Here is a 23223-nt window from a genome sequence, read left to right on the forward strand (position 1 = left end):
TTGCCGCGCCTCCCTGAAACTCATCCATACATCCTCGCGCCCACTCGCCCTCTTCCTTTTCCGCATCAGTATAGCAGCCTGAAATTGCACGATAAAGCGAATACATCACGAATCGTCTTTCTATCTTATATGTTACTTATTTAGTAGTATTTGTGATGAGAGCAAAAGTTAACCGTTGGTGAGTTTTCACGATCACTCAGCTGATAGACTGGCCGAAAAAGAGAGAAAGGCTCATCATGGCGAAGAAAAGCGACAGGAAGCTCGGCAAGAAGGGCATCGGCAAGATTGCAGAGAAGGACGCGAAGTCACAGAAGGGAGCGAAGAAGAAGAAGAGCGGGAAGATTGACGGCAAAGGCGCGAAGAAGGACGCTGGAAAAGGCGCGAAGAAGGGCGGCAAGGGCGAGAAGGCATCCGGCAAGAGTGGAAAGGGCGCGAAGAAGGGCGACAAGAAGCAGAAGGCGGCGCCTGTCGTCTGCCCCTGCTGCTCGAAGCACTGCCCGCTTGCGAAGCCCCGCTGTTCGAAGGGCCGCCGCCTCGCGGCGAAGCTCGCATGAATCTTGCCGACAACACCGGTTCTGCAGCCGCTTTATTGCCTCTGTTACTGCTATCACCGATGACGCCGGTTCTGCAGTCGGTTCTGCAGTCGGTTCTGCAGCCGGTTCTGCAGCCGGTTCTGCAGCCGGTTCTGCAGCCGCTTCATCACCGCTATCACTGCCATCATCGACAACACCGTTTTTGCAGCCAGTCCGTCACCGACAACGCGAGTTTTCCAGCCAGCCCGTCGCCGACACCACCGACAACGCGAGTTTTCCAGCCACCCTACCACCGACATCAACCACTATCACCGACAACACCCGTTTTGCAGCCACCCTATTACCGACAGCGCGGGTTTTGCAGCCACCCTTTAGGAATCCTGGATGGAAAAGGACCGTTGTCGGTGGTTTGAGGGGCTCAAGTGGATGGAAAAGCTGCGTTATCGGCGATTTCGCTTGTGCAAACCACCGACAACGCTGATTTTGCAGCCACATCCCTCATTCACCTCAAAGGGAAGGGGCGCAGCCTCCCCTTCCTCGCGTCTAAGAAACGAGAGCTGATCCAAAACGAGGGCAGGCGCTTGACCTACGGCTAATCTGCCGCGCTCTCAGCTTCCCGCAAGGCTCAATGTATGGCGACATTTGGGCTGCTTGGCCTACGGCTGACCTGATGCACCCTCAGCGGGAGCCTTGTGGGGCTTCGCCTGCGCACCTGCCGAAGCTGACGACGAGGTCGCCGAGTGCGCCGAGCTCGACGCGCTGCTCGAAGCCGAGGAGCTCGCATCTGACGAGGGCTTCTGGCCCTCGTCGCCGGCAGAGCTCGCTGCCGACGAGCCTGCCGATGAGCCTGCCGAGCTCGAGGCGCTGCTTGACGCCGAGGACTCCTGCGCCGAAGAACCCGAGCTCGCGCTTGACGAGGAAGCCTTCGCGCCTTCGCCATCCTGCGCCGCGCCCTTCGAGCTTCCGGTATCAGAGGATGCCGCAGGCTGTGCTTGCGAAGGCGACCGCAAGGGCTGCGGCTTGGCGCCGAGGCCCTCGCCGCCCGTCGCGAGCATCACCGCACCCGCGCTCACCAGCACCGCCGCAAACGAGGAGGCCACAGCGACGGCGAGGATGCGACGGCGCTTGCGGTTCTCGCGCTCGATGCGCGCCTTGACCACCGTGGCCGCGGGCGTCACCTGCGCCTCGTCGCTCGTGACGTTCAGCGGGCCGAGCACGTCGGTCTTGCTGGGCGAGGAGCCCTGCGAGGTGATCGCCGCCGAGGCCGCTTCCGCGCTCTTCGCACGTTCGCCTTCCGCGCTCTCCGCGTGCTCGCCTTCCGCACCCGTGACTTCCGCACGCTCCGTCGTGCCTGTTCCAGTGCCCGCGAACTCGCCTTCCGCGCCTGCTCTGGCGCCGGCGCCTGCACCCGGCACGCTTGCGCCCTCGCCCGCACCGGCGGCTTCCGCATGCGTTGTCGCGCCTGCTCCGGCAGCTTCCGCATGCGTCGTCGCGCCTGCTCCGGCGACCGTTGCATCAGCTTCCTCACCCGCGCGCGACAACGCGCTCGCGTCCACGATCACCGCAGCTGACGTCATGCCCGGCACCACGCCGACCGCCGCGGGGATCTCCTTGATCTTCTCCGCCGAGGCCGCGAGGAACTTCTTGTAGACCTGCGATGACACGGCCGACACCACCGAGCCCACCGCCACGCCGATGACCGAGCCCGCGATGCCGATCTGCGACGAGAGCAGCATGGAGGTCACTGCCGCAAGCGCACCGGCTCCCACCTGCGCAAACGACAGGTCGTCGAAAAGCGTCCTCAGCGCCTGCGCCTTCTTGCCCCTGTCCGCGCCCGCCATGCGCTCACCCCTTCCGCTCGCTTCGCACCGTCAATTCCGACCGCCCAGCCGCCAGACACCCGCAACCTCAGTCGCTCAGCCGTCAGCTGCCCGCAGCCCAGCCGCAAGCACGCCTGCAACTCCAGCTGACCGCATGCCAGCTGGATACCCGCACGCCAACCGCCCAACCGCCAGGCACCCGCAGCACCGGCACCCGCATGCCAGCCACCGCCCGCGACCCTACCCGCATGCCGACCACCGCCCGCAACCCTGGCCACGCGCGCAGCAGCGCCCGCAACCTCAGCCGCTCGCCGGCTGGCTGACGTGGCCTCATAACCTCCATTGTCCATGCCAGGCGCGCCGCGTGCGCGACCGACACCAAAACGTCACCACCCCCACACCCTCACTCCACGTTTGCCGTGGCCGACTACGGGACGGCCCCGCGTTCTCAACAGGGCGGTACAGAGGGTTCTCGCACCGCGCGACGCGCCCTAGAGTGGGGCGTGTCATTCAGGACACGCGTCGAGCCGCGAGCCGAGCGCGGACGGCTGGGCAGCCTTCGCACCTGCGCCTGCGCCCGCACCTGCGCCGCGCCCGCGCCCGCCGCTCGACGCGTACGAAGAGAAAGGTGGCACCCATGCGAAAGATCACCCGCGCGGCCATGATCGTGTTCGCGCTGGCCACATGCGTAGGCACGGGATTGCTCGCGACGCTGTGGTTCTCCTGGGACCCGCTGCTCCCCTTCGCCATCTGGCTCGCCCGCATGGGCTGGTTCGACGTGACGCTGCTGGTGCTCCTGGCCATCACGGCCCTCGGCGTGGCGGCGATGCTCGTCGCGGCCGTCGCCACGCCGGGCCGAGGCTCGCAGCTGAGCCTCGAGCAGGAGGGCGGGCGCGTGGCGATCACGAAGGAGGCCATCAGCTCCACCGCCACGCGCACCATCGAGGGCCATCGCGGCATGACCTGCAAGAGCACGCGCGTGGACATCCGCGGGCGCCGCAACCCGCGCATCCGCATCCGCGCGAAGGTCGACCCCTCCTCCAACGTGGGCCTGACCTCGCTCGGAACCGCGATGCAGCGCGAGGTGGCCGAGAGCGTGGGCGCGTTGGCGGGCTACCCCGTCGAGAACGTCGACATCACCTTCACCAGCACGTCCGACGCCTCGACGGCTGCGCGCGCCGATCACGCCGCGCCCCGCGCGCATGACGACCCTGACCACCGCCTAGGAGGTGAACCATGTCCAGCACCAACGTGAAAGTGAAGATGCGCTCCTCCGCCGAGCGCGAGCGGGAAACCGGTGCCGAGCGCACGCGGGGAACCGGCGCGAGGCCCTACGTGACGAAGGCGGGCGAGGTGTGGCGCGCCACGCCGACCTCGTGCGACCTCGGGCCCGGCAACTCCTCAGCCCAGGACTTCGACGCGGGCGACCCCTGCGACGGCCCCGGCGAGGCCGACGAGCACGCGGGCCGCGCCGGCCGCGGCAGCCCCGCGTCGCAGGCAGCGCACTCCCCCGCAGCCGACGAGCGCGCGGCCCGCGCACGGCACGGCTCTGCGCCGCATGAGGGGGCCACGCCACCCGTGGGCTCTGCGTCCCACGGGAGCTCCCCGCCGCCCGGCAGCTCCGCGCGCGGCGTGCTCGAGGACGTGCGCGCTGCCGCAAGGCCGTTTTTGAGCAGGCACGAGCACGCCGTAGCCTACGGCCTTCTCGGCCTTGCGGCGGCGTTTTTGATCATCGGGATCGGGCTTCTGCCCACATTGCTCGTCGCGCTGTTCGTCGCCGTCGGCTTCGCCATCGGACGCTACCGCGACGGCGACGCGGGCATGCGCAACGCGGCGCGCGGCATCGCCGCCTCCCTCGGAAAGAAACCACAGGAAAGGAACTCCCTATGACCGACACCTTCACCACCCGCGACAAGCACAACAAGCACGCTGCCGGCAGCGGCGGCCCCGGCGGCAGCGGCGGCGGCCACACCGCTAGCGGCCACACCGCTAGCAGCCACACCAGCGACAGCCCCGCCGCCGGCAAGGCCGACGACGGCACCACGCTGCACGTCACCTCGCCCGCAACCGCCGCCGACAAGATCTCCGACGCCGTGACCTCGCTCACCTCCGACGAGGACGGCCCCACGGCGCGCGAGCCGAAGTACACCCTCACCATCGACGAGGGCGTGGTCGAGAAGATCTCGTCGTTGGCCGCCCAGAAGGTCGACGGCATCGTCGACATGAAGGGCAGCGTGTTCTCCATGATCCAGGAGGGCCTCGGCGGCAGCGCCGACAAGAAGGGCGTCGACGCCGACGTCGACGACGGCACGGCCACCGTCGAGCTCTCGATCATCCTGGAGTACGGCAGGTCAGCCATCGAGGTGTTCGACGCCATCAAGGAGACGGTCGTGAGCCAGGTGCACGACATGACCGGCCTCGAGGTGGTCGAGCTCACCGTGAACGTGGTGGACGTGGCCGACAAGGCCGCGTGGGACGCCGAGCACGCGCCCGCCGACGACGAGAAGAAGCCCGACCGTCGCTCCCACGTGACGCTCGCGCAGGACTAGCCTGAGCGAAGCCGGTGTCAGCCCCGCCGAACTCAAGCGAAGCCAGGGGCAGCCCCGCCGAGCTCAAGCGAAGCGGACGCACCCCGGCCGAGCCCGACCGAACCCAACCCAGTCAAACCCAACCCGAACCCAGCCGAAAGGAAGCACGCATGACCTCACTCATCGACAACATCAAGGACACCGCCCACGCCGCCAAGGCGGCGGCGCAGGACGCCGCGCATGACGCAAGGAACGCCGTGGAGGACATGGCGCACGACGCGAAGAACGCGGCCAAGGACGCGAAGGCCGAAGCCGAGCTGAAGCACGCCGAGCACGAGCAGCACAAGGAGATCGCTCGCGAGGCGCGCGAGGAGGAACGCGAGGCGAAGCATGCCGAACGCGAGGCGGAGCGCGACCTGAAGCACGCGCAGCGCGAGGCGAAGCGCGAGATCAAGCAGGAGGCGCGCGACGCACGTGACGAGATCGACCAACTCGACGAGATCGAGAAAGTCACGGCCTGCAGCATGAGGGACGACTCGCTCGTCCTGTAGGCCAAACGCGCGGGACAACGGGACAACGGGGACGGAGCCTTTTCCCGCGCGACGAGAAGCGCGTCGGCCACATCATTCAACGCAGAGAGGCGCATCGGCCGCAGCGCGCAACACAGAGAAACGTGCCAGCCGCATCACGCTCAGTGCAGAGAAGCGCATCGACCGCGCCGCACGGTGCCAAGGGACGCATCAACCGCGCCACACGACACTACAACCGCACCACGCGTCACACGACACTAAGGGGCAAAAGGTTCCGTCCCCGTTGTCCCGCGCACACCCGAAAGCGGCCGGAGGATACCAACCTCCGGCCGCTTTTCGCGCTCCCTCAAACCGCACAGCGAAAACGCTTGGAGCTGCAGCCTACTTGAACTTGCAGAGCGCGACGCACGCCGTGCCCGCAAAGCCGATGACGCACATGACGATGCCGAGCGTCATCCACTGGTCCAGGTTGGCGCCGAGGATGATCGGCGCCAGGAAGGTGCCGAGGAACTGACCGAGGCTCTGGATGAGCATCAGGAACCCCATGCCGATCGACATGAGCTCCGGCTTGCCCAGAACCTGGCCGAACGACGTCAGCGCCATGACCGGAACGCCGAGCCCCAGCAGGCCCATGATGACGGCGCCGACCCACAGCGCAGGCCCCGAGCCCGTGAGCAGCAGAAACGCGCTCGGACCCATGGCGAGCATGCCGATGATGTAAAGCGGCTTGCAGCGCCCCATCTTGTCGGACAAGGTGCCGAACAGCGGGGACGAGATGACGGCCAAAAGCATCGGAAGCGTGCTCAGGAAGCCCGAGAGCGAGGCGTCCATGCCCTGGCTCTGCATCCAAGTCGGCGAGAAGCCGAGCATGGCGAGGAGCACGAGGTTGAAGAGCAGAAACGCCAGGAAGAACAGAAGCGTGTTCGGCTTGAGGAGCTCAGCGTAGCTCGCCTTCTCCTGAGCCACCTGCTCCTGCGGGGCCTCGGGCCCGTCGCTCCCGTCGGCAAACCTCACGACGACGGCGACGAGCACGGCGAAGACGGCGGCGAAGATGGCGTAGACCATCCACACGCCCACGAAGCCGAAGAGCGCCGAGACGGTTGGCGTCACGATGCCTCCGACCACAGAGCCCAGGCACACCCACAGGGCCCAGATGCCCGTCGCGGAGCCGATCTTGTCAGGAGCAACGTACTTCTGCACCGCAAGCGGGCCGCAGATGGTCACGAGGATGAACGCGACGCCCTCGATCGCCCGCGAGACGATGAGCATCGTGCCGTCGGCCGCGAAGACGCCGACGAGCGAGCCGGCCAGCAGGATGCCGCCGGCGGCGAGCAGCAGCGCCTTGGGCCCGTACTTCTTGGCCAGCGCGCCCGTGGGGATTGCCAAGATGATGCCGACGAACGTGAAGATGGACATCAGCCACGACGCGCTCCCGGCATCCATTGAGAACTGCTCCATGAGGCCCGTCATGATGACAGGCACCTTGTACTGCGACGAAGCCACCGCCGTGCCAAAGAGCAGCAGGACGACGGCAATGAGCGCCCAGTTGCGATACTTCTTTGCAACGCCCATGAATACCCCTCCTTATTCAGCTTTGAAACTGCTTGACTTGCTCGGACGTACCGATGCGATTGCTCGGTACCTGATTGTTTGGTACACGACTGCTTGGTACACAATTGCTTGAAGCGCACTTGCCTAGAGCACGCTCGCCTGAAGCGCGCTCACGAAACAGAATCCCGAACTCATCGCGGCAACCGCGTCACGGCAACGTCGCCGCCACAACTGCGTCAGGGCAGCGGCATCGCGGCAGCAGCGCCGCCACAGCCGCGTCAGCGCCACCACAACGTCACCGCCACAGCCGCGTCAGGGCAGCGGCGCTATGTTGTCCTGGAGCACCTCGAAGCGCTCGCCCCCCGGCCCGCGGAAGAACATGATGCGCAGCTGCGTGCCCGCGTCGCCGTGCTTCACGAACAGGTCGGAATCCTCCTCGGCCAGCGGCCGGTCGAACTCCAAGGGCGGGTCAAGCGGCCCGGCCTCGAGAGCAACGCCCTTGTCCTCGAGGTGAGCGACGAACGCGTCCAGGTCGTCCACGCGCAGGGCGATGTGGTTGCTGTCCTGGGCTGCCGCATCGCAGCTCGCCTTGTCCTCCGTCTCGAGCAGCTCGAACGCCATGCCGAGCCCCTTGACCCAAGCCATCTTGAGCGGCTTGTCGCCCTCCATGGCATCCGCCCGAAACAGCAGCCGGCAGCCGAGGACGTCCTCGTAGAACGCAAGCGACTCCTCTATGTCGCGACAGTAGATCCCCGCATGCTGAAACTCAAGCTTCACGCCTGACACCTCCTCCTTCCCATGCGGGGATACGGCCCGCACGCGGCCCTATCCCCGCTGAACCCGCTACGCGCGCATCTAGCCCTGGTCGCTCGCGGTCCTGGCCATGACCTCGGCCACCGTGGCGTTCTTCATGCGCAGCTCAGTCTGGGCGATGACCTGGCCGTCGAAGTCGGTCAGGTTCCGGTAGTCCGAGTACACGTCGCCGACGGCGTTGCGCGGCTTCGTGAGCTTGACGGCCTTCTCGGCGTCGTAGGGGATGAGCTGCTCCTTGGGAGGCTTCGCCTTCGCGATCCAGTTGGGAGACGTCGCCTCGGGAGACGGCATGGTCTCGATCTGGCGGCAGTCGCCGTACTTCTCGATGAGCTCGTCAACGGGCCCGAAGTCGAGCGCGCGCATCGGGCAGCTCGCCACGCACTCGGGCAGCTCGCCCTTCTCGAGGCGGTCGATGCACATGGTGCACTTGCTCATCTTGGTGCCGGGCTCGTCGCTCGCGAACTTCGGGGCGCCGTACGGGCACGCGTCGAAGCAGTTGCGGTCGCCTTCGCACAGGTCGCGGTCAACCAGCACCGCCCCGTACTTCTCCTCCTTGATGATGGCGGAGTGCTCGCACGCGGAGACGCACACCGGGTTGTCGCAGTGCCCGCAGTTGAACGCGAGCATGCCGATGGAGACGTTGGGGAACGCGCCCGTCTCCCACATGTAGACGCTCATCCACTTCTCAGGCCCCGGCCCGATGTCGTTCCAGTCCTTGCAGGCAACCGAGCACGCCTTGCAGCCGTAGCAACGGCCCTGATCGAAGAAGAATCCGTACTGAGTCATCGCTCATCACCCACTTTCCTGACCTCAACGAGGCCGGCCGTCAGCAGCGCTCCCACGATGTGGGGAAGGTGCGCGTCCCCGATGAGAAGGTTGCAGTTGCCCGCCGTGTCAATGCCGTAGCACATCGTCTTCGACTTCCTGGTGTCGTCGAACTTCGACCACTCGCCGTGTCCGATGGAGACCGTGCCGGGAAGCAGCTTCGACGAGACGTAGGCGGTGATCTCCACCTCGCCGAACTGGTTGTAGACCAGCACGCGGTCGCCCGACTTGATGCCGCGGTCGGCTGCGTCCGCGGGAGACATCCTGATCATGTGCTCGTAGCAGTCGCCCTTGAGCCACGGGTTCTGGTCGTTGGCGGAGTGCTGGCGGTACGAGGAGACCGGGGTCACCATCGAGAGCGGGAAGAACTCCGTCCACGGATGGTAGTAGCTGTCGTTCGCCGTGACGTCCTGGTAGGTCGGCTGCCAGCGCGGGAACGAGTCGTAATGCCCGCCGTAGCGCGTCTTCGTGAGGTCGGTCTCCTTGACGTACGAGCTGTCGAACTCGATCTTGCCCGAGGGCGTCTTGAACGGGGACCGTCCGAACTCGACGGTGTTCTTGAAGGGGTAGAACCACTCGCCAGGCTCGCCAGGGACGCGCACGATGGGCATCTTCTGGAACTCTTCCCAGGTCGGCGGCTCGTAGTCATAGTACGCGAGATAGCCGTACTCGTCCTTCGCCCACTCCTCGTAGGCGGGCTTGTAGATGCGCTCAATGACCTGCTCATCCCAATCGCGCCAATCCGTGACGTCGAGCATCTTCGGGTTGAACTTGTCGGCGAAGCCGAGCCTGCGCGCGAGCTCCATCCAGACCCAGTCCTTCGAGCGGACCTCCCCCGGGGGGTTCACGCCCTTGCCGGCGAACAGGAAGTAGTTGTTCATGCCGGAGGGAGCGCCCCAGAACCGGTTGATCCCGAAGAAGTGCAGGTCGGTGGACTCGAACTGGATAACCGGCGACGGCAGCACGATGTCGAGGAACTCGATGGACGGCTGGTCGTGGAAGTACTGCCAGCCCCAGGAGAACTCCAGGTCGGCGAAGCCGGCCATGCGCTTGCTCACGTGATGCTGGTTGTTGATGTAGTTGTTGGGCACGATGGCCATCTTGATGTGGGGCAGCGGGTTGCCCGGCGGGCAGCCGATGCGCCTGCGGAACTCCTCCTCGGTGATCTCGCCCGCAGCGTAGAGCTTCTGGCAGTACATGACCTCGGTGACCTTGTTGTTGTTGTTGGTGATCGGGTTCACGACGTCGCCGAGGATCTGGCCCGTCTGGGGGACCGGCGCGAAGATGCGCGGCTGCGTGACGAGCAGGGCGCCGCCGCCCTCGCACCCGCCGGCGATGGAGAGGTTCCCCGTCATGGCCTGGAGCAGCATGGCCACGGCAGCGGCGTAGTCGCCCAGGTTGCGCTTGGAGACGCTGTACATCTGGTGCAGGTGCACCGGCTTCATGCTGGCGTAGTACCGCGCGAACTCCGTGATGGTCTCAGCGGGAATGCCCGTGATGGGCTCGGCCCACGCGGGGTCGTGGACGACGCCGTCGACCTCGCCGACGACGTACTTGCGCCACTCCTCGAAGCCCTCCGGCTCAACCCACTTCTCCACGTACTCGGGATCGTAGAGGTCCTCGGTGTAGAGGACGTGGGCCACCGCGAGGCCGAAGGCCGTGTCAGTGCCCGGACGGATGGGGATCCACTGGGCGTTCAGGCACTCGGCGCTCACGTTGTAGACGGGGTCGATGAGGATGAACTTGCAGCCGCGCTCCTGGGCGAGCTTCATGTAGTAGGGCACGTGGCCGAACCAGCTCACCATGGGGTCGAAGCCCCAGAGGACGACGAGCTTGGAGTTGAGCAGGTCGGGGGCCTCGAAGCCGGGATAGGCGTCGCTCGTGCCCTTGATGAGGCAGTCCGTGAGGCGCACGCCGAGGTGGAAGTCCTCAGCCGCCGCGCCGCCCGAGGTCGAGTGGTCGCCCCAGCCGGTGATCGTGCCCTTCAGGTACGAGGCGAACGGGAAGTCGGAGCTCTCGAACGCCACGTAGTAGCAGTAGTAGAGCCACGGGTGGTCGGGGTTCTCCTCGGCCATCTTCCTCATCTTGTCGGCGATGGTGTCAAGCGCCTCGTCCCATGAGATGCGCTCGAAGTGGCCCTTCCCCGGGCCCTTCTTGCCCACGCGCTTCATGGGGTAAAGCAGGCGGTTCTCAGAGTACAGCTCCTGGCGCCACGCATGGCCCATCGGGCAGGCGCGCGCCTGGATCATGCCGGTCTGGATGGCGTTCTCGTCGTCATCCTCCCTGGCGACGCCCGGGTTGACCGAGTCGTCCGGCTCGATGGAGACGACCTTCCCGTCCTTGATGCCGCACTTGATCAAGCACGTCGCGTCCCAGCACCCGTTGTTGTGGCACGTCGTGTAGAAGTACTCCACTCCCTCATGTCGCGAGCCGAGCTCTTCAACGATTGACTCTCTGGACATCATGCCCCCTCTCTCGCTATGCAGTTGTCAGATGCGCGCTTTTGTCGACATATCACGCCCAAGCCTATTATTGGGAGGCCGGCGGCGGGCAGCAAGCTTGTTTCTGTTTCCGGGCGACCCCGAAACCTGGGGCTTTCGCGAAATCGCCGTTCCCCGCCAATATTGAAATCTCCTCGCTTTTATCGGCCCGAAGCCTTATAACATAGATGGTTTGTGCATGTGATTGTCTCATGGCGGAGACGGTCACCGGGGGAGGTGCAGCAGCATGACATACCTTGACGCGTATCACTACTCCGCGTCGACGCAGGCGGCTTTCTACAAGGCGGAGTCGGAGATCATTCGGCTTGACAGCAGGCTTGCGCGCAACGAACTCGCCCGGTACATAAAGGAAGCCCTGCTCGCGATCGACGCCGTCTTCGCGATGCGCATCTCGAAGGACGCTGACATCCCGATCGTCCCCCTTCTCGCCGCGTTCCAGCTGTCAAAGCGCAAGGGCGACCGCAACAACCTGAGGAAGTGCTACTGGAACGCCTGCATCGGCTTCCAGCCGTCTGACGACGAGCTTGAGCTCGCGGTGGAGGCGCTGCACTACATGCAGACCATCGAGTGGATCTCGGACAACATCCGCGCCGACACCACCGTGACCATCGAGACGGTCCTGCGCCTGCACGAGTACCTCATGAGCGGCTTCGAGAACGACGGGTATTTCCGGGGATTCAGGAGCGCGCCTCTGCCGAACAAGGGCGGAGCGGACCCCTCGGCCATCCCCTCCGAGATCAACGACTTGTGCAGCTTCATGAACAAGGAGGTGTTCTCCCCCCTCGGGCAGGCGTCGGCCATCAACCACATCTTCGAGCGCATCGCCCCGTTCGACGCCATGACGAACCTCTGCGGCCTCGTCCTCGCCTTCTCCGCGCTGTTCAAGCGCGGCCTGTTCCCCAACGGGCTCATAGCGCCGATCTGCTGGGGCGCGTCGGCCAACCGGGAGGATCGGACGAAGATGCGCATCTCCTCCCGCGGCGAGACCACGAGCGAGACGTACGAGTCCTACCGGGAGGACTGGGCCATGTTCAACGCGCGCAACACCTACTACTCGGTGCACATAACCGACTCGTTCCTCGACGCGGCGGAGCTCCTGCATTCCGCCTGGAGGTCAAGCGGCCTGCGCATCCCGTCGAACTCGGCCATCGAGAAGCTCATCAACGTGATGCTGGGAGCTCCGCAGCTCTCCATAAAGCATGCCGCCAGCATAATCGGGAAGAGCTACGGGGCGACGAGCGAGGCCATTCACCAGCTGACCGCCGCGGGAATCACCCGCGAGGTCGCGCTCGACAACCGGGAGCGCGTCTTCGTCTGCGACCAGGCGTCGGATCTGATCAACAGCTTCGTCGAGCACCTCACCGACATCTGCCAGCATTCCGAGCTCAACCCCGTGAAGATGACGCCCTTGGAGTGGAAGCTCACGGAGGACAAGCTGAAGTTTTAGGCGTGGGCCGCGGGCCACCCGGGCGACGGGTGGCCCGGGCGGCGGGCGGCGAGCCGCCGCGCGGTCCAGCGAGCCGCCGCGCAGCCCAGCGAGACGCCCGGGTGCGCGCCCTGCGGCTCATGCGAAAAGGAGGTGGCTGCCGGCGCGCCGGCAGCCACCTCCTTGCGAGAATCGTATCATCCGACCGACGTTCTGCGCGAAGCCCTACTTCGCAGAGTCGGCCGTGACGTCGCTATGGAAGTTGGAGTACCCTCCAACTGCATTGGACTTGAACCTGCCGGCGGTCTTGTTGTAGAACACCTGAGCCCTCATGAGGTCCTTCTTCGTGATCCCGAACTCGGCCATGGCCTCGTCCTCGGTCTTGCCGGCATCCATGAGGGCGTTCAGCGCATCGGCCTTCGCCGGTGATTCGAGCGCCATGAATTCGTCGCGAGTCATACAAGCTCCTCCTTGTCTGAGCAGGTCGGGCAAAGCTCGACGCTATTGTACGAACAGCCCCTTGCCTTCACCACTATATGTCCGTATGGGAGAGCGCCTGAAGCATATCTGCGTCTGCATATGCCCGTATCTTCTCTTTTCCGCAATATGTCCCGCGGGAGCCGCGACCTTTGGGGGGCCAGCGAGCTTCGACCTTTGCCGCAGCTTGCCGGCGAAGCCTGCCCTGCATCCCGCATCCCGCATCCCACGGGAAGGACCGCCCGAAGCTTCCGCTCGGGACGGCTGATGAGCAGCGAGGGCGCCCGCCGACATGCTCCGGCGGGCGCCCTCGCAGGGGTTTCGCGCAGGCCGCGCTAGGCGGTGCGCTTGGTGAGGGCGTTCATGATGGCGATGAGCACGACCGAGCCCAGAAGCGCCACGAAGAACGACCAGAAGTTCAGGCCCGTGAAGCCCTCGGCCCCGACGAAGCTCATGATGAACCCGCCTATGAGCGCGCCGATGATGCCCGTGACGATGTTCTTCACCAGGCCGCCCTCGCGGCCCATGAGGGCGCCGCCCGCCCAGCCGGCCAAGCCGCCGATGATAACCCAAACGATGATGCTCATGAGGTTGCTCCTTTCGCGTTGCCAACGAAGAACAGCTTAGCGACCCCGCCGGCGCGCCCGCGCCACGCTCCCCCACCCGTCGCTGCCTCGTTGGCAGGCCGTTTGCCTGCCGCGAGGTGCCCTGCCGCAAGTACCGCCCCTTACCCCTTGCAAACGCAGCAAGACGCCATCTGATGGCAAAGCGCAAACTTACGTGATCGAGCGACAGATGAGGGGGCGGGGCACGCCCATGTGCATGAGCAGGAGGTTCGCCTGCAGCTCGAGCGACTCGCGGTCGCGCTCGGCGAGGATGAGGCGGTCGGTCGAGTACGCGCGGCGGTCAAGCAGGACGCCCGTGGGCATGACGTCGACCACGTCGGCGCCCATGAAGTCGAGCGTCGTCCACAGCGAGGCGAAGGCGTAGCGCGCCTGCGAGGAGCCGGCCGCGCCGCTGTAGGTGACGGGCTTGTCGTGCATGACCGACGTGCCGTCGGCATACGCCGGGCGCGAGAGCCAGTCGAGCAGGTTCTTCAGCACGCCGGGCAGGCCGTGGTTGTACTCGGGCGTGACGATCCACAGGCCGTCGGCCGCCTCCACCGCGTCGCGGACGCGCTGCACCGGCTCGAGCACGGGGACCTCGACGTCCTGGCTCATGTACGGCAGGTCGGCGTACTCGAGGAACGACACGCGTACGCAGCCGCTCAGCACCGCGGCGGCGCACTCGGCGAGCTGGCGGTTGAGCGAGCGCGCCCGCAGCGACCCGACGACCATGAGCACCGACTTCTCGCCGCCGCAAGCGAAGGTCCTCTCCGCCGCACCGCCGACGTCAGCGTCCTTCGCCCCTCCGCTCGAGTCCTTCGCTCCGACACCACCAGCGGCAACATCCTTCCCTGTCTCGCCGCCCGCCGCGCACAGCCTTCTCTCGACGCCGCCCGCCGCGCCCTTCCCTATCTCAGCAGCTTTGCTCTCCATGGGATCATCCTTTCACGTGCCGTTTTGCTTCCTCCCATGATAGGGCCGCCCGCCAGGGCGCCGCATGCGCGAGACACAGCGGAAGGCAAGGCGTTGCGAAGGCGTTGCCGCGCAAGCGCCCGCACCCCACGCGCACTCAGCACGGCGAGAGCTGCGATGGTTTATAATCGTCCCTGTTGGGCGCAGGACCCCTTCCGCAGGCGGCCCTGACGAGCTGAGAGCGAGGCTTGAGATGAACGAGAGCACCCGAAGGGAGATAGACTTCGCCGTCTTCCTCATATATCGGCTCGCCGAGAGCTGGGGCAAAACCGTGCCCGAGACCTACCGAACCCTCGCCGACTTGAACGTCCTCGGCGATTACGTCATCCCCTTCTACGACGTGCTCCACACCCAGGGCGAGCAATGCCTGGTTGACGAGATCACCGAGCTCGCGCGCAGGAGGGGAGCCGTCATATGATCCTCTACCACGGCTCAACCGTCGAGGTTCTCCATCCAGACCCAGCGCGCGCTCGGAAAAACCTCGACTTCGGCCAGGGATTCTACCTGACGTCCCACAGATCCCAAGCCGAGCGCTGGGCCAAGCGCAAGGCCATGCTCGAAGACGCAAGTGCTGTGGTCAACGAGTACGAGTTCGCCAAACACGCCCTCGAGAACTTCGCTGTCCTCCGATTCGACGAGAGCGACGCCGACTGGGTGAAGTTCGTATGCGACTGCCGTCGCGGCGGCAATGCATACCAAAAATACGACGTCATCATTGGATGCGTCGCGAACGACAAGGTGTACGAAGCGGTGAACATGTACTTCAGGGGATATTGGGACATCGACACCACGCTCAAGGCGCTCAAATACTACGACAAGAACGACCAGTACTGCTTCGTATCCCAGGCCGCCGTCGACGTCTTGCTTTCCTTCCGAAGAGCATACGAGACGGGGAGATAGCGGTGGACGAGCGCGTCGTTGAGAGCCTGGGATCGTTCTTGAAGGAGCATCTGGAAGCTGACGTGGCGTTCTGCGTCGCCGAGCGCCTCGACGTCTCCGCAGAGGAAGCAATGGGGATCTACTACGGAAGCAAGATCGCTGAAGCGGTCGAGGAAGGCTCGCTGGGGATGCAGTATCTGCCCGCTTCTTACCTAGCGGACGAGGTGCTCAAAGATGCCGCGTCCGCCTCTGCACATTCTCTACGCTCTTAGGAGAGCAGCCCGCCCCCCCCCCAAGCATATCTTCCGCTCCCCTGCCGAAAATCAAGCAGTCGCGCATCCGTTGATTCTCACGTCCCCCGCCTTGCTTCGCGGTGGGGCGGGAGACGCTGCACAAAACGGCGTGCGAAGGCGCGAGAAACACGCGATCTGATACCCGCCAAGTCGCCCGATCCCAGCTTCCGCCAGCATTTTGCCTGGTCGTACGTTTTCCTTGAGCCAATGCAGCGCCTTCTCGCATCGTTTTTCCAGAAATTCGGTATCAGATCGCGTGTTTCTCGCGCCTTCGCACGAACGACGCTGCACAGAAAGCCCCTGGGCCCTGCACGTTTCGTCCGCTCTGGCCCGCGCGCAATCCACCGCGCGAGCCGGCGCGCCCCGTGCGGCGGGGTCGCTTCCATTACACTTCTGTAATGCGCGCGTTAGGAGAGCACAAGGCGCATGCCCCATGCTGAAAGCAGCTGTCCTGCGAGGAAACGAAGGAAGGTATGCACATGGACATCCTCACCGTCAGCCACCTCACCAAGGTCTACGGGGAAGGCGCTTCCGCCACGCGCGCGCTCGACGACGTGTCGTTCTCGGTGGCACAGGGCGAGTTCCTGGCCATCGTGGGCTCGTCGGGCTCGGGCAAGTCAACGCTCCTGCACCTGATGGGCGGCGTGGACCGCCCCACGTCGGGCACCGTGCTCATGAACGGGCAGGACGTGTACGCCCGCACCGACGAGGAGCTCAGCGTGTTCCGCCGCCGCGAGGTGGGGCTGGTGTACCAGTTCTACAACCTGATCCCCGTGCTCAACGTGGTGGAGAACATCACGCTGCCCGTGGCGCTCGACGGACGCGTCGTGAACCAGCAGCGCCTCGACGTGCTGCTTGACGCGCTGTCCCTGCGCGGCCGCGAGCGGCACCTGCCCAACCAGCTCTCGGGCGGCCAGCAGCAGCGCGTGGCCATCGGGCGCGCGCTCATGAACGCGCCCTCCGTGGTGCTCGCCGACGAGCCAACCGGCAACCTCGACTCGAAGAACAGCCGCGACATCATGGCGCTGCTCGCCGCGTCGAACAAGGAGAGCGGGCAGACCCTCGTGGTGATCACGCACGACGAGGAGATCGCGCTGTCCGCCGACCGCATCATCTCCATCGAGGACGGGAAGATCGCCTCCGACGAGAGGATCCGCCGATGAGCGTCATGTCGAACTTCACGCTGCGCTCGCTGGCGAAGAACCGCGTGCGCACGGGCGTGACCGTCGCGGGCGTGGCGCTGGCTGCGGCGCTCCTCACCGCCGTGCTCACAAGCGTGACCAGCCTGAACGCCTATCTCTACAACTGCGAGGTAGCCGACAACGGCATCTGGACGGCCAGCGCCTGGACCGAGAGCGAAGACGAGATCGCCCACGCCCGCGCCGACGCGCGCACGTCCGACCTGGTGGTCATGCGCGATGTGGGGTTCGTCGACCCCGGCGAGGCGGCGAGGCGCTACGGCGCGTACCTGCCGTTCGTGAGCACAGAAGGCGACCTCGCGCGCATCTGCGCCGTCAAGCCCGCGGAGGGGCGCGCGGCCGAAGGGCCGGACGAGGTGATGCTGCCCAGCTCATGGAAGGGCACGTCGGCGTTCGGAGCTGACGCGATCAAGGTGGGCTCGACGCTCGAGGTCGAGCTGGGGCAGCGCGAGCTCGTGGCGGCCGGCGCGGATGCGGGCGATGAGCCGAGCGCGCTCGCCGGGCACGACCGCACGCGCTCTGGCGAGACGCCCATCAAGGGCACGGGGTACGAGCCTGACGAGGCGGGCGAACGCCTGGACTCGGGAGACGGATATCGCAACCCGCAGTCTGACGGCGGCGGCTTCGGCGAGAAGCTCGTCGAGCTCAATCCACGCACGTTCACCGTGGTGGGATTCTACGACACGCGCAACATCGCCAGCTCGACGGGCGTGGGGTACGCCGCGCTCACGACGGGCTGGGACGCGAACGCGACGGGCTGGGACGCGGGCGGCGCGGGCGAGGCAGGCGCGGCGGGCAGCGGCACGGGCGGCGCGGACGCGGACGCGGCGAGCGCGAACCCGACCGCTGCGGGCACGGCCAAGGTGTACGTGGCGACCGCGGGGCTTCGCACCGCCGGGGAGATCGACGAGGCCATGAAGAGCTCGTTCGACTCCGCGGGCATCGCGCACCACGACGCGCTGCTGCGCTATGAGGGCATCACGAGCGACCGCGCTATCTGGAACACGTTCTTCCAGATAGCAGCCGTGCTCGCCTGCGTCATCGCGGCGGCGTGCGTGTCGCTCATCTACAACGCGTTCGCCATCAGCGTGGCCGAGCGCACGCGCCAGTTCGGGCTTCTGTCCTCCATCGGCGCGTCGAGGCGGCAGATCAGGCGCGCCATCGCGTTCGAAGCCGCCGTCATCACCGCAGCAGGCATCCCGCTCGGCCTGCTCGCCGGCATCGGCGGCACCGCCGCGGTGCTCGGGGTCCTCGGACCCTCGCTCGAGAGCATAATCGGAGAGCGCGAGGACGTCGCCTTCGGCGTGGCGGTTGACCCGGCGATGATCTGCCTGGCCGCCGTCCTCACGCTCATAACCGTGATGGTGAGCGCGTGGCTGCCCGCGCGCCGCGCCGGAAACGCGAGCGCCATCGACGCCATACGCCGGACGCGCGACGTGCGTCCTGTGCGCCCCGCGCGAAAACGCGCTGGAAAGACGAGCTCGTCAGCCGCCGCGACGGCTGACGTCTGGAAGCCCCGTGGGTTCGGCATCCACCGGCTGTTCGGCGTGTCGGGCCAGATCGCCTGGGCGAACCGCAAGCGCGGGCGCGCCAAGGGCCGCGCCGCCAGCGTGTCGCTCGCGCTCGCCATCGTGCTGCTCATGACGGCCGGCTCGCTCAGCACCACGCTCGACGTCATGACCGGCGCCGCCATCGCCTCCTCCGAGACCTGCGACATCACCGTCAGCACCTTCCGCAGCTACTCGCCAGACGCCGAAGCGGCGGGCGCAGGCACTCGTGACGGCGCGAGCAACAGCGACAGCGCGGCCGACGGCAATCTGGGCGCAGACGGCGAAGATGCCGGAGAAGCAGCCGACGCGAGCGCAGCTGGCGCGTCAAGCCCCTTCGAAGCCTATGCCGCGCTCTACGCGAAGCTCTCGAGCGTCGAAGGGGTGCAGCCGCTCGGATGGCAGGCGGTGGCCACGATGCCCGCCGTCATGCCCGCCGACATGGTCGGCGCAGGCATGGCCGAGGACGGCGGCCGCTTCAACAGCTCGTCCCCTGTCGTCCGCCAGCCCGACGGAACCTACTTCGGCCACGTGAACCTGCAGTTCCTCGAGAACGAGGCGTTCGCCGCCTACGCGCGCAGCGTCGGCGCGAGCCCCGACGCGTTCTCTGGCGACACGATGCGCGGCATCGCGCTTTCCACCGGCTACTCGAACAACGGGCAGGCGTACGTGCAGCGCGAGATGATCAAGGCGCCCGGCACGATAAGCTGCATCACCGAAGCGACGTTCGAGGGAGTTCCCGTCGAGGGCTTCGTCTACAGCGGAGGGCGCGCGGGCGCCGACGCCAAGAGCCCTGACGGCAACGCGGATGCGCGCGAGGCCGCCTTCTCCGCCTACCTGCCCTCCGACTACGCCGCAGCCGACAAGGAGCCTGAAGGCAAGCCGCTCTCCGCGCTTGACCTGACGTACCTGCCCGTCGAGGCGATCGCCGTCACCGACCAGGCGCCCGACGGGAGGGGATCCGACTACCCCACCGTCGTCCTGCCCCTGAGCGCCGCCGACACGCTCGCCGAGGCCACGCGCGGCACCGCCGGGTCCCTCATGACGTCAGTCCAGATGGTCGCGCGTTTCAACGCCGACGAGCACGTCACCGCCGCCGCTGACCTCGAAGCCGCCGGCAGGGAGTTCTTCGACCTCGACCCCGAGGGCGACGGCGCGCTCGCGAGCACGCACCTCTACGTGGGCGACAACGCGGCCGTCCAGGAGGGCTACGGGACGCTCGTCGTGGTGGTGAACGTGTTCTCGCTGCTGTTCACGGGCATCCTTATGCTGATCGCCATGGGCAACGTGTTCAACACGGTGACCAACGGGCTCGTCCTGCGCCGCCGCGAGTTCGCCGTGATGCGCTCGGTGGGGATGGGCAGCCGCGCGTTTCGGCGCATGATCGCCTGCGAATGCGCCGGGTACGCCGTGCGCGGCCTCGTCCCCGGCGTCATCGTCGCAGCCATCGTGTCGTTCCTGCTGTTCAACGCGCTGGCGAAGTCGGTCGAGGGGGTTGCGTTCGCCCTGCCGTGGGGGCACATGGCGCTCGCCTGCGCGCTCACGCTGCTCATCATGGCGGCCAGCGTCGCCTACGGGCTGCGCCGCTGCCGGACCGACAACGTGGTGGAGGCGCTGCGAATGGACATAGCCTGAGGGAAGGGGCTGCCCCGCCCCCAGCGCGGGGCGGCCGACCCGCCCGCTGATGCCTGGGCAACAGGCTGAGTTTCCACCGTCCGGGCGTTGCCTTTGCGCAGGGCTTTCCGCCATATTCCCGCCAGAATGATGCGCTATTCCAATGACTCAGCATGCCTAGATCTGCTAGACGCTCCGTGGGATAATCCGAGCAACGAGCAGCCACGCGAAACGGAGCATCCATGAAGAAAATGCAGGTTGTCCTCAACCGCGATAAAGTCATTCGCGAGGGGATCTACGACATCAACCAGATGCAGCATGTCGTCGATGAGGTGTTCGTCGAAGAGAACGGACTCGTCAAAGGCGACGAAGGGTATTACTACGCAAAGGAGCCTGACGGCGCCTTCGAGCGATTCATGACCGCGACGTTCACGCTCTACGACTCCGACTGGCTCCTTGACAACGTAGATACGTGGATCTGGTACAACAGCGATGACTACCCTGAGGAGGATTGCGTCGAGGACGCCAAGGAATTCTTCCTGCGCTGGCGCGAAGAGAGGAGGCAGGATGAGTCCCGCAAGCGCGCATCGCAAGGCGCTCTACTTTGACCTCGATACGCAATGCCTTCGCGATAAGTTCGGGGAAGCAGGACGTTCGACCGCCTATAGCACCATTCGAGCAGCACTCAAGGATCTAGGGTTTGAGCATCGGCAAGGGTCAGGATACCAGTCAACATCTGCCCTTTCCGATCTTGATGCCTTCAAAGTCGTCATGACCCTCTACGACAACCTTGACTGGCTACCCGATTGCGTGCAGAAGCTGGACACCACGAACATCGGCATGTTCTACGAAACCCACACCGTCGTGTGCGAAGCGCGCTCTCGCAGGTTGCAACGTCATCGAATCTAGCCCAGATAGCGGGGTCATTGTCCAAACGAGCGCGCAGGCTCCGATGCCTTCGTCGCCGCCAGAAAGCCCTCGGTCGCCGAAGGGCGCAGGTCGACGAGATCAGCTTCCGGACATGGCACACGCACTCCGCGAGCACCCGGCACCCCTCAAGCCCGAATGACAGGAGCACGAGCCTGCTGTCCGAGCGGCAGTGAGTAGGTCGGCGACTGCGCGCGGTCCGCTTGGGCAACAGGCTGAGTTTCCGCCGCCCGGGGCCGGGCTGATCGGGTAGAATGGACGGACTTGCATTTTCGTCCAAGGCGCGCGGGCACACCTGCCGCACGCCCCGAAGCAGGAAAGAAAACGGCACATGACAGGCAAGACGACCACCGACGCACCGCGCGAGCACTTCGCCTCGCGCCTCGGCTTCATCCTCATCAGCGCAGGCTGCGCCATCGGCCTGGGCAACGTCTGGCGATTCCCCTACATCACCGGCGAGTACGGCGGCGCGGCGTTCATCCTGCTCTACCTCGTGTTCCTCGTGGTCCTCGGCCTGCCCGTCATGGTGATGGAGTTCGCCGTGGGCCGCGGCAGCCAGAAGACCTCGGCGCTCGCCTTCGACACGCTGCAGCCCTCGCGGCGCTGGCACTGGTTCTCGTGGTGGGGGTACGTCGGCTGCCTGCTGCTCATGATGTTCTACACCACGGTGTGCGGCTGGATGCTCGCCTACGTGGCGAAGATGGCCACCGGCACCTTCGCGGGGCTCGATGCCGCGGGCGTCGGCGGCGTGTTCTCCTCCATGCTCGCGAACCCCGTCGAGCTCGTGGGCTGGATGCTCGCCGTGATCGTGATCGGCCTGATCGTGTGCAGCCTCGGCCTGCAGAAAGGCGTCGAGCGCATCACGAAGGTGATGATGCTCGCGCTGCTCGGCGTGATGGCGCTGCTCGTGGTGCGCAGCGTCACGCTGCCCGGCGCAGCCGAGGGCCTCGCGTTCTACCTGATCCCCGACTTCGGGCGCATGCTCTCCGGCGGCCTGGCCGGCTTCGGCGAGGTGGTGTACGCCGCCATGGGCCAGGCGTTCTTCACGCTGTCGCTCGGCATCTCGGCCATGGAGGTGTTCGGCAGCCGCATCGGGCCCGAGCGCTCGCTCACCGGCGAGGCCATCCGCATCTGCGCGCTCGACACGGCCGTGGCCATCGTGGCGGGCCTCATCATCTTCCCCGCCTGCTTCGCCTTCGCCGTCGCCCCTGACCAGGGGCCCGCGCTCGTGTTCGTCACGCTTCCGAACGTGTTCAACCAGATGCCGCTCGGGCAGCTGTGGGGCGCGCTGTTCTTCGTGTTCATGAGCTTCGCGGCGCTCTCCACCATCATCGCGGTGTTCGAGAACCTCATCTCTTTCACCATGGAGAAGTGGGGGCTCACGCGCAAACAGGCGCTCGCGCGCACGGCGGCGCTGGTCACCGTGCTGTCGCTCCCCTGCGCGCTCGGGTTCAACGTGCTCTCGGGCGTGACGGTGCCGGGCATCGGCGACATCCAGTCCGTCGAGGACTTCATCGTGTCGAACAACCTGCTGCCGCTCGGCAGCCTGCTCTACGTGGTGTTCTGCCTGAGCCGCGGCGGCTGGGGCTGGGAGAACTTCCTCGCCGAGGCCGACAAGGGCCAAGGCGCCCGCTTCCCGCGCTGGGCGCGCGGCTGGCTCACCTTCGGCCTGCCGGCGCTCATCGCGGTCATCTTCGTCATGGGGTACGTGCCGAAGATCATGCTCTGGACGGGAATGGCGTAAGGGCGCAGGACGCGGGAACGCGGGACCCAGGGCGCAGGGCGCGAGAAGCGCGGGACCCAGGACGTAGCGAAAAGCGCGGGGCCCGGGACATAAGGCGCGGACGTAGGACGCGAGGGCGCGCCTGCGCTTCATCTGCATTCCGACATGAGCCCCCACCTGCGCGCCCGCGTGCCCACTTCGCCTCCGAAAACACATTTTCCCTGGTGAAAACCTCATACCAACGGCATGAGCGCGGATTCGCGTTCATGCGAACGTGCTGATTTTGCCCGCTCCATTCCCCATGGGGGATCGGTTCGGCAAAGTGGCTCCTATCCTGCAACCACTCGGAATTGTTTCAACTTCGTATGCGAAATCACTGCTCGCAGCGCGAGGAAGCGATCGGGTTGGCAGGAAACCCCCGCGGCTTCCTGCGCGCGGCCTGTTGCCCCCATGCACTTGA

22 protein-coding genes are annotated in these 23223 nt (G+C 66.0%); 14 read left to right on the top strand and 8 right to left on the bottom strand.

The window, feature by feature from the left end; translation table 11 throughout:
* Positions 1-236: 236 nt before the first annotated feature.
* Positions 237-554: a hypothetical protein gene (locus G7Y49_RS00965; RefSeq protein ID WP_165170276.1), complete on the top strand. Its 318-nt coding sequence runs from the start codon at positions 237-239 to the stop codon at positions 552-554.
* A gap of 635 nt (positions 555-1189) precedes the next feature.
* On the opposite strand, the gene G7Y49_RS00970 is transcribed toward G7Y49_RS00965, so the two are convergent.
* A complete protein-coding gene (locus G7Y49_RS00970) occupies positions 1190-2374 on the bottom strand; it encodes a hypothetical protein (RefSeq protein ID WP_165170340.1) in 1185 nt (394 codons plus the stop codon).
* A 616-nt stretch (positions 2375-2990) separates the two neighbouring features.
* Between G7Y49_RS00970 and amaP the strand changes: the two genes are divergently transcribed.
* The 4 genes from amaP to G7Y49_RS00990 all read left to right on the top strand — a co-directional run bounded on the left by amaP (position 2991) and on the right by G7Y49_RS00990 (position 5432).
* Entirely contained in the window at positions 2991-3608 is a 618-nt protein-coding gene (amaP, locus tag G7Y49_RS00975) for an alkaline shock response membrane anchor protein AmaP (protein ID WP_165170342.1), read from the top strand.
* Positions 3590-4243 (top strand): DUF2273 domain-containing protein, encoded by a 654-nt coding sequence (locus G7Y49_RS00980; protein WP_206214498.1) that lies wholly within the window; start codon positions 3590-3592, stop codon positions 4241-4243. The genes amaP and G7Y49_RS00980 overlap by 19 nt, the downstream gene beginning before the upstream one ends.
* Positions 4240-4902 (top strand): Asp23/Gls24 family envelope stress response protein, encoded by a 663-nt coding sequence (locus G7Y49_RS00985; protein WP_206214499.1) that lies wholly within the window; start codon positions 4240-4242, stop codon positions 4900-4902. The genes G7Y49_RS00980 and G7Y49_RS00985 overlap by 4 nt, the downstream gene beginning before the upstream one ends.
* Before the next feature lie 149 nt (positions 4903-5051).
* The gene (locus G7Y49_RS00990) at positions 5052-5432 is read left to right on the top strand and encodes a hypothetical protein (protein ID WP_165170344.1); all 381 of its coding nucleotides are present in this window, start codon (positions 5052-5054) and stop codon (positions 5430-5432) included.
* Between the two features lie 360 nt (positions 5433-5792).
* On the opposite strand, the gene G7Y49_RS00995 is transcribed toward G7Y49_RS00990, so the two are convergent.
* From G7Y49_RS00995 to G7Y49_RS01010, 4 genes are all read right to left on the bottom strand, one after another.
* Positions 5793-6983 (bottom strand): CynX/NimT family MFS transporter, encoded by a 1191-nt coding sequence (locus tag G7Y49_RS00995; protein WP_165170346.1) that lies wholly within the window; start codon positions 6981-6983, stop codon positions 5793-5795.
* A gap of 291 nt (positions 6984-7274) precedes the next feature.
* Positions 7275-7739, bottom strand: coding sequence for a VOC family protein (locus G7Y49_RS01000; protein WP_165170348.1), 465 nt, complete (start codon positions 7737-7739; stop codon positions 7275-7277).
* A 78-nt stretch (positions 7740-7817) separates the two neighbouring features.
* A complete protein-coding gene (locus G7Y49_RS01005; RefSeq protein ID WP_165170350.1) occupies positions 7818-8561 on the bottom strand; it encodes a 4Fe-4S dicluster domain-containing protein in 744 nt (247 codons plus the stop codon).
* Positions 8558-11062 carry a molybdopterin-dependent oxidoreductase gene (locus G7Y49_RS01010; RefSeq protein WP_165170352.1) on the bottom strand — a complete coding sequence of 835 codons (2505 nt, stop codon included), beginning with the start codon at positions 11060-11062 and terminating at the stop codon, positions 8558-8560. Before G7Y49_RS01010 ends, G7Y49_RS01005 begins: the two co-directional genes overlap by 4 nt.
* A gap of 265 nt (positions 11063-11327) precedes the next feature.
* On the opposite strand from G7Y49_RS01010, the gene G7Y49_RS01015 reads away from it, so the two are divergent.
* Positions 11328-12548, top strand: a complete 1221-nt coding sequence (locus tag G7Y49_RS01015; RefSeq protein WP_165170354.1) for a hypothetical protein — start codon at positions 11328-11330, stop codon at positions 12546-12548.
* 204 nt (positions 12549-12752) lie between these two features.
* Here G7Y49_RS01015 and G7Y49_RS01020 read toward each other — a convergent pair whose 3' ends face one another.
* From G7Y49_RS01020 to G7Y49_RS01030, 3 genes are all read right to left on the bottom strand, one after another.
* On the bottom strand, positions 12753-12986 hold the full coding sequence (locus G7Y49_RS01020; protein ID WP_165048605.1) for a hypothetical protein: 234 nt from the start codon (positions 12984-12986) through the stop codon (positions 12753-12755).
* 353 nt (positions 12987-13339) lie between these two features.
* On the bottom strand, positions 13340-13591 hold the full coding sequence (locus G7Y49_RS01025; RefSeq protein ID WP_165170356.1) for a GlsB/YeaQ/YmgE family stress response membrane protein: 252 nt from the start codon (positions 13589-13591) through the stop codon (positions 13340-13342).
* Positions 13592-13780: 189 nt separating this feature from the next.
* The gene (locus G7Y49_RS01030) at positions 13781-14542 is read right to left on the bottom strand and encodes an NADPH-dependent FMN reductase (RefSeq protein ID WP_165170358.1); all 762 of its coding nucleotides are present in this window, start codon (positions 14540-14542) and stop codon (positions 13781-13783) included.
* A gap of 232 nt (positions 14543-14774) precedes the next feature.
* On the opposite strand from G7Y49_RS01030, the gene G7Y49_RS01035 reads away from it, so the two are divergent.
* From G7Y49_RS01035 to G7Y49_RS01070, 8 genes are all read left to right on the top strand, one after another.
* Positions 14775-14999, top strand: coding sequence for a DUF3791 domain-containing protein (locus G7Y49_RS01035; RefSeq protein ID WP_165170360.1), 225 nt, complete (start codon positions 14775-14777; stop codon positions 14997-14999).
* On the top strand, positions 14996-15481 hold the full coding sequence (locus tag G7Y49_RS01040; protein ID WP_165170362.1) for a DUF3990 domain-containing protein: 486 nt from the start codon (positions 14996-14998) through the stop codon (positions 15479-15481). Before G7Y49_RS01035 ends, G7Y49_RS01040 begins: the two co-directional genes overlap by 4 nt.
* 2 nt (positions 15482-15483) lie before the next feature.
* Positions 15484-15732, top strand: a complete 249-nt coding sequence (locus G7Y49_RS01045) for a hypothetical protein (protein ID WP_165170364.1) — start codon at positions 15484-15486, stop codon at positions 15730-15732.
* 500 nt (positions 15733-16232) lie between these two features.
* Positions 16233-16916 carry an ABC transporter ATP-binding protein gene (locus G7Y49_RS01050; RefSeq protein ID WP_165170366.1) on the top strand — a complete coding sequence of 228 codons (684 nt, stop codon included), beginning with the start codon at positions 16233-16235 and terminating at the stop codon, positions 16914-16916.
* Positions 16913-20134, top strand: coding sequence for an ABC transporter permease (locus tag G7Y49_RS01055; RefSeq protein ID WP_165170368.1), 3222 nt, complete (start codon positions 16913-16915; stop codon positions 20132-20134). The genes G7Y49_RS01050 and G7Y49_RS01055 overlap by 4 nt, the downstream gene beginning before the upstream one ends.
* A gap of 221 nt (positions 20135-20355) precedes the next feature.
* On the top strand, positions 20356-20721 hold the full coding sequence (locus tag G7Y49_RS01060; protein ID WP_165170370.1) for a hypothetical protein: 366 nt from the start codon (positions 20356-20358) through the stop codon (positions 20719-20721).
* A complete protein-coding gene (locus G7Y49_RS01065; RefSeq protein ID WP_165170372.1) occupies positions 20681-21022 on the top strand; it encodes a hypothetical protein in 342 nt (113 codons plus the stop codon). Before G7Y49_RS01060 ends, G7Y49_RS01065 begins: the two co-directional genes overlap by 41 nt.
* Before the next feature lie 349 nt (positions 21023-21371).
* Positions 21372-22784 (top strand): sodium-dependent transporter, encoded by a 1413-nt coding sequence (locus G7Y49_RS01070; protein ID WP_165170374.1) that lies wholly within the window; start codon positions 21372-21374, stop codon positions 22782-22784.
* Positions 22785-23223 lie beyond the last annotated feature (439 nt).

Origin of the sequence: Adlercreutzia sp. ZJ242 (assembly GCF_011038995.1) — a bacterium.
Lineage (GTDB): Bacteria > Actinomycetota > Coriobacteriia > Coriobacteriales > Eggerthellaceae > CAAEEV01.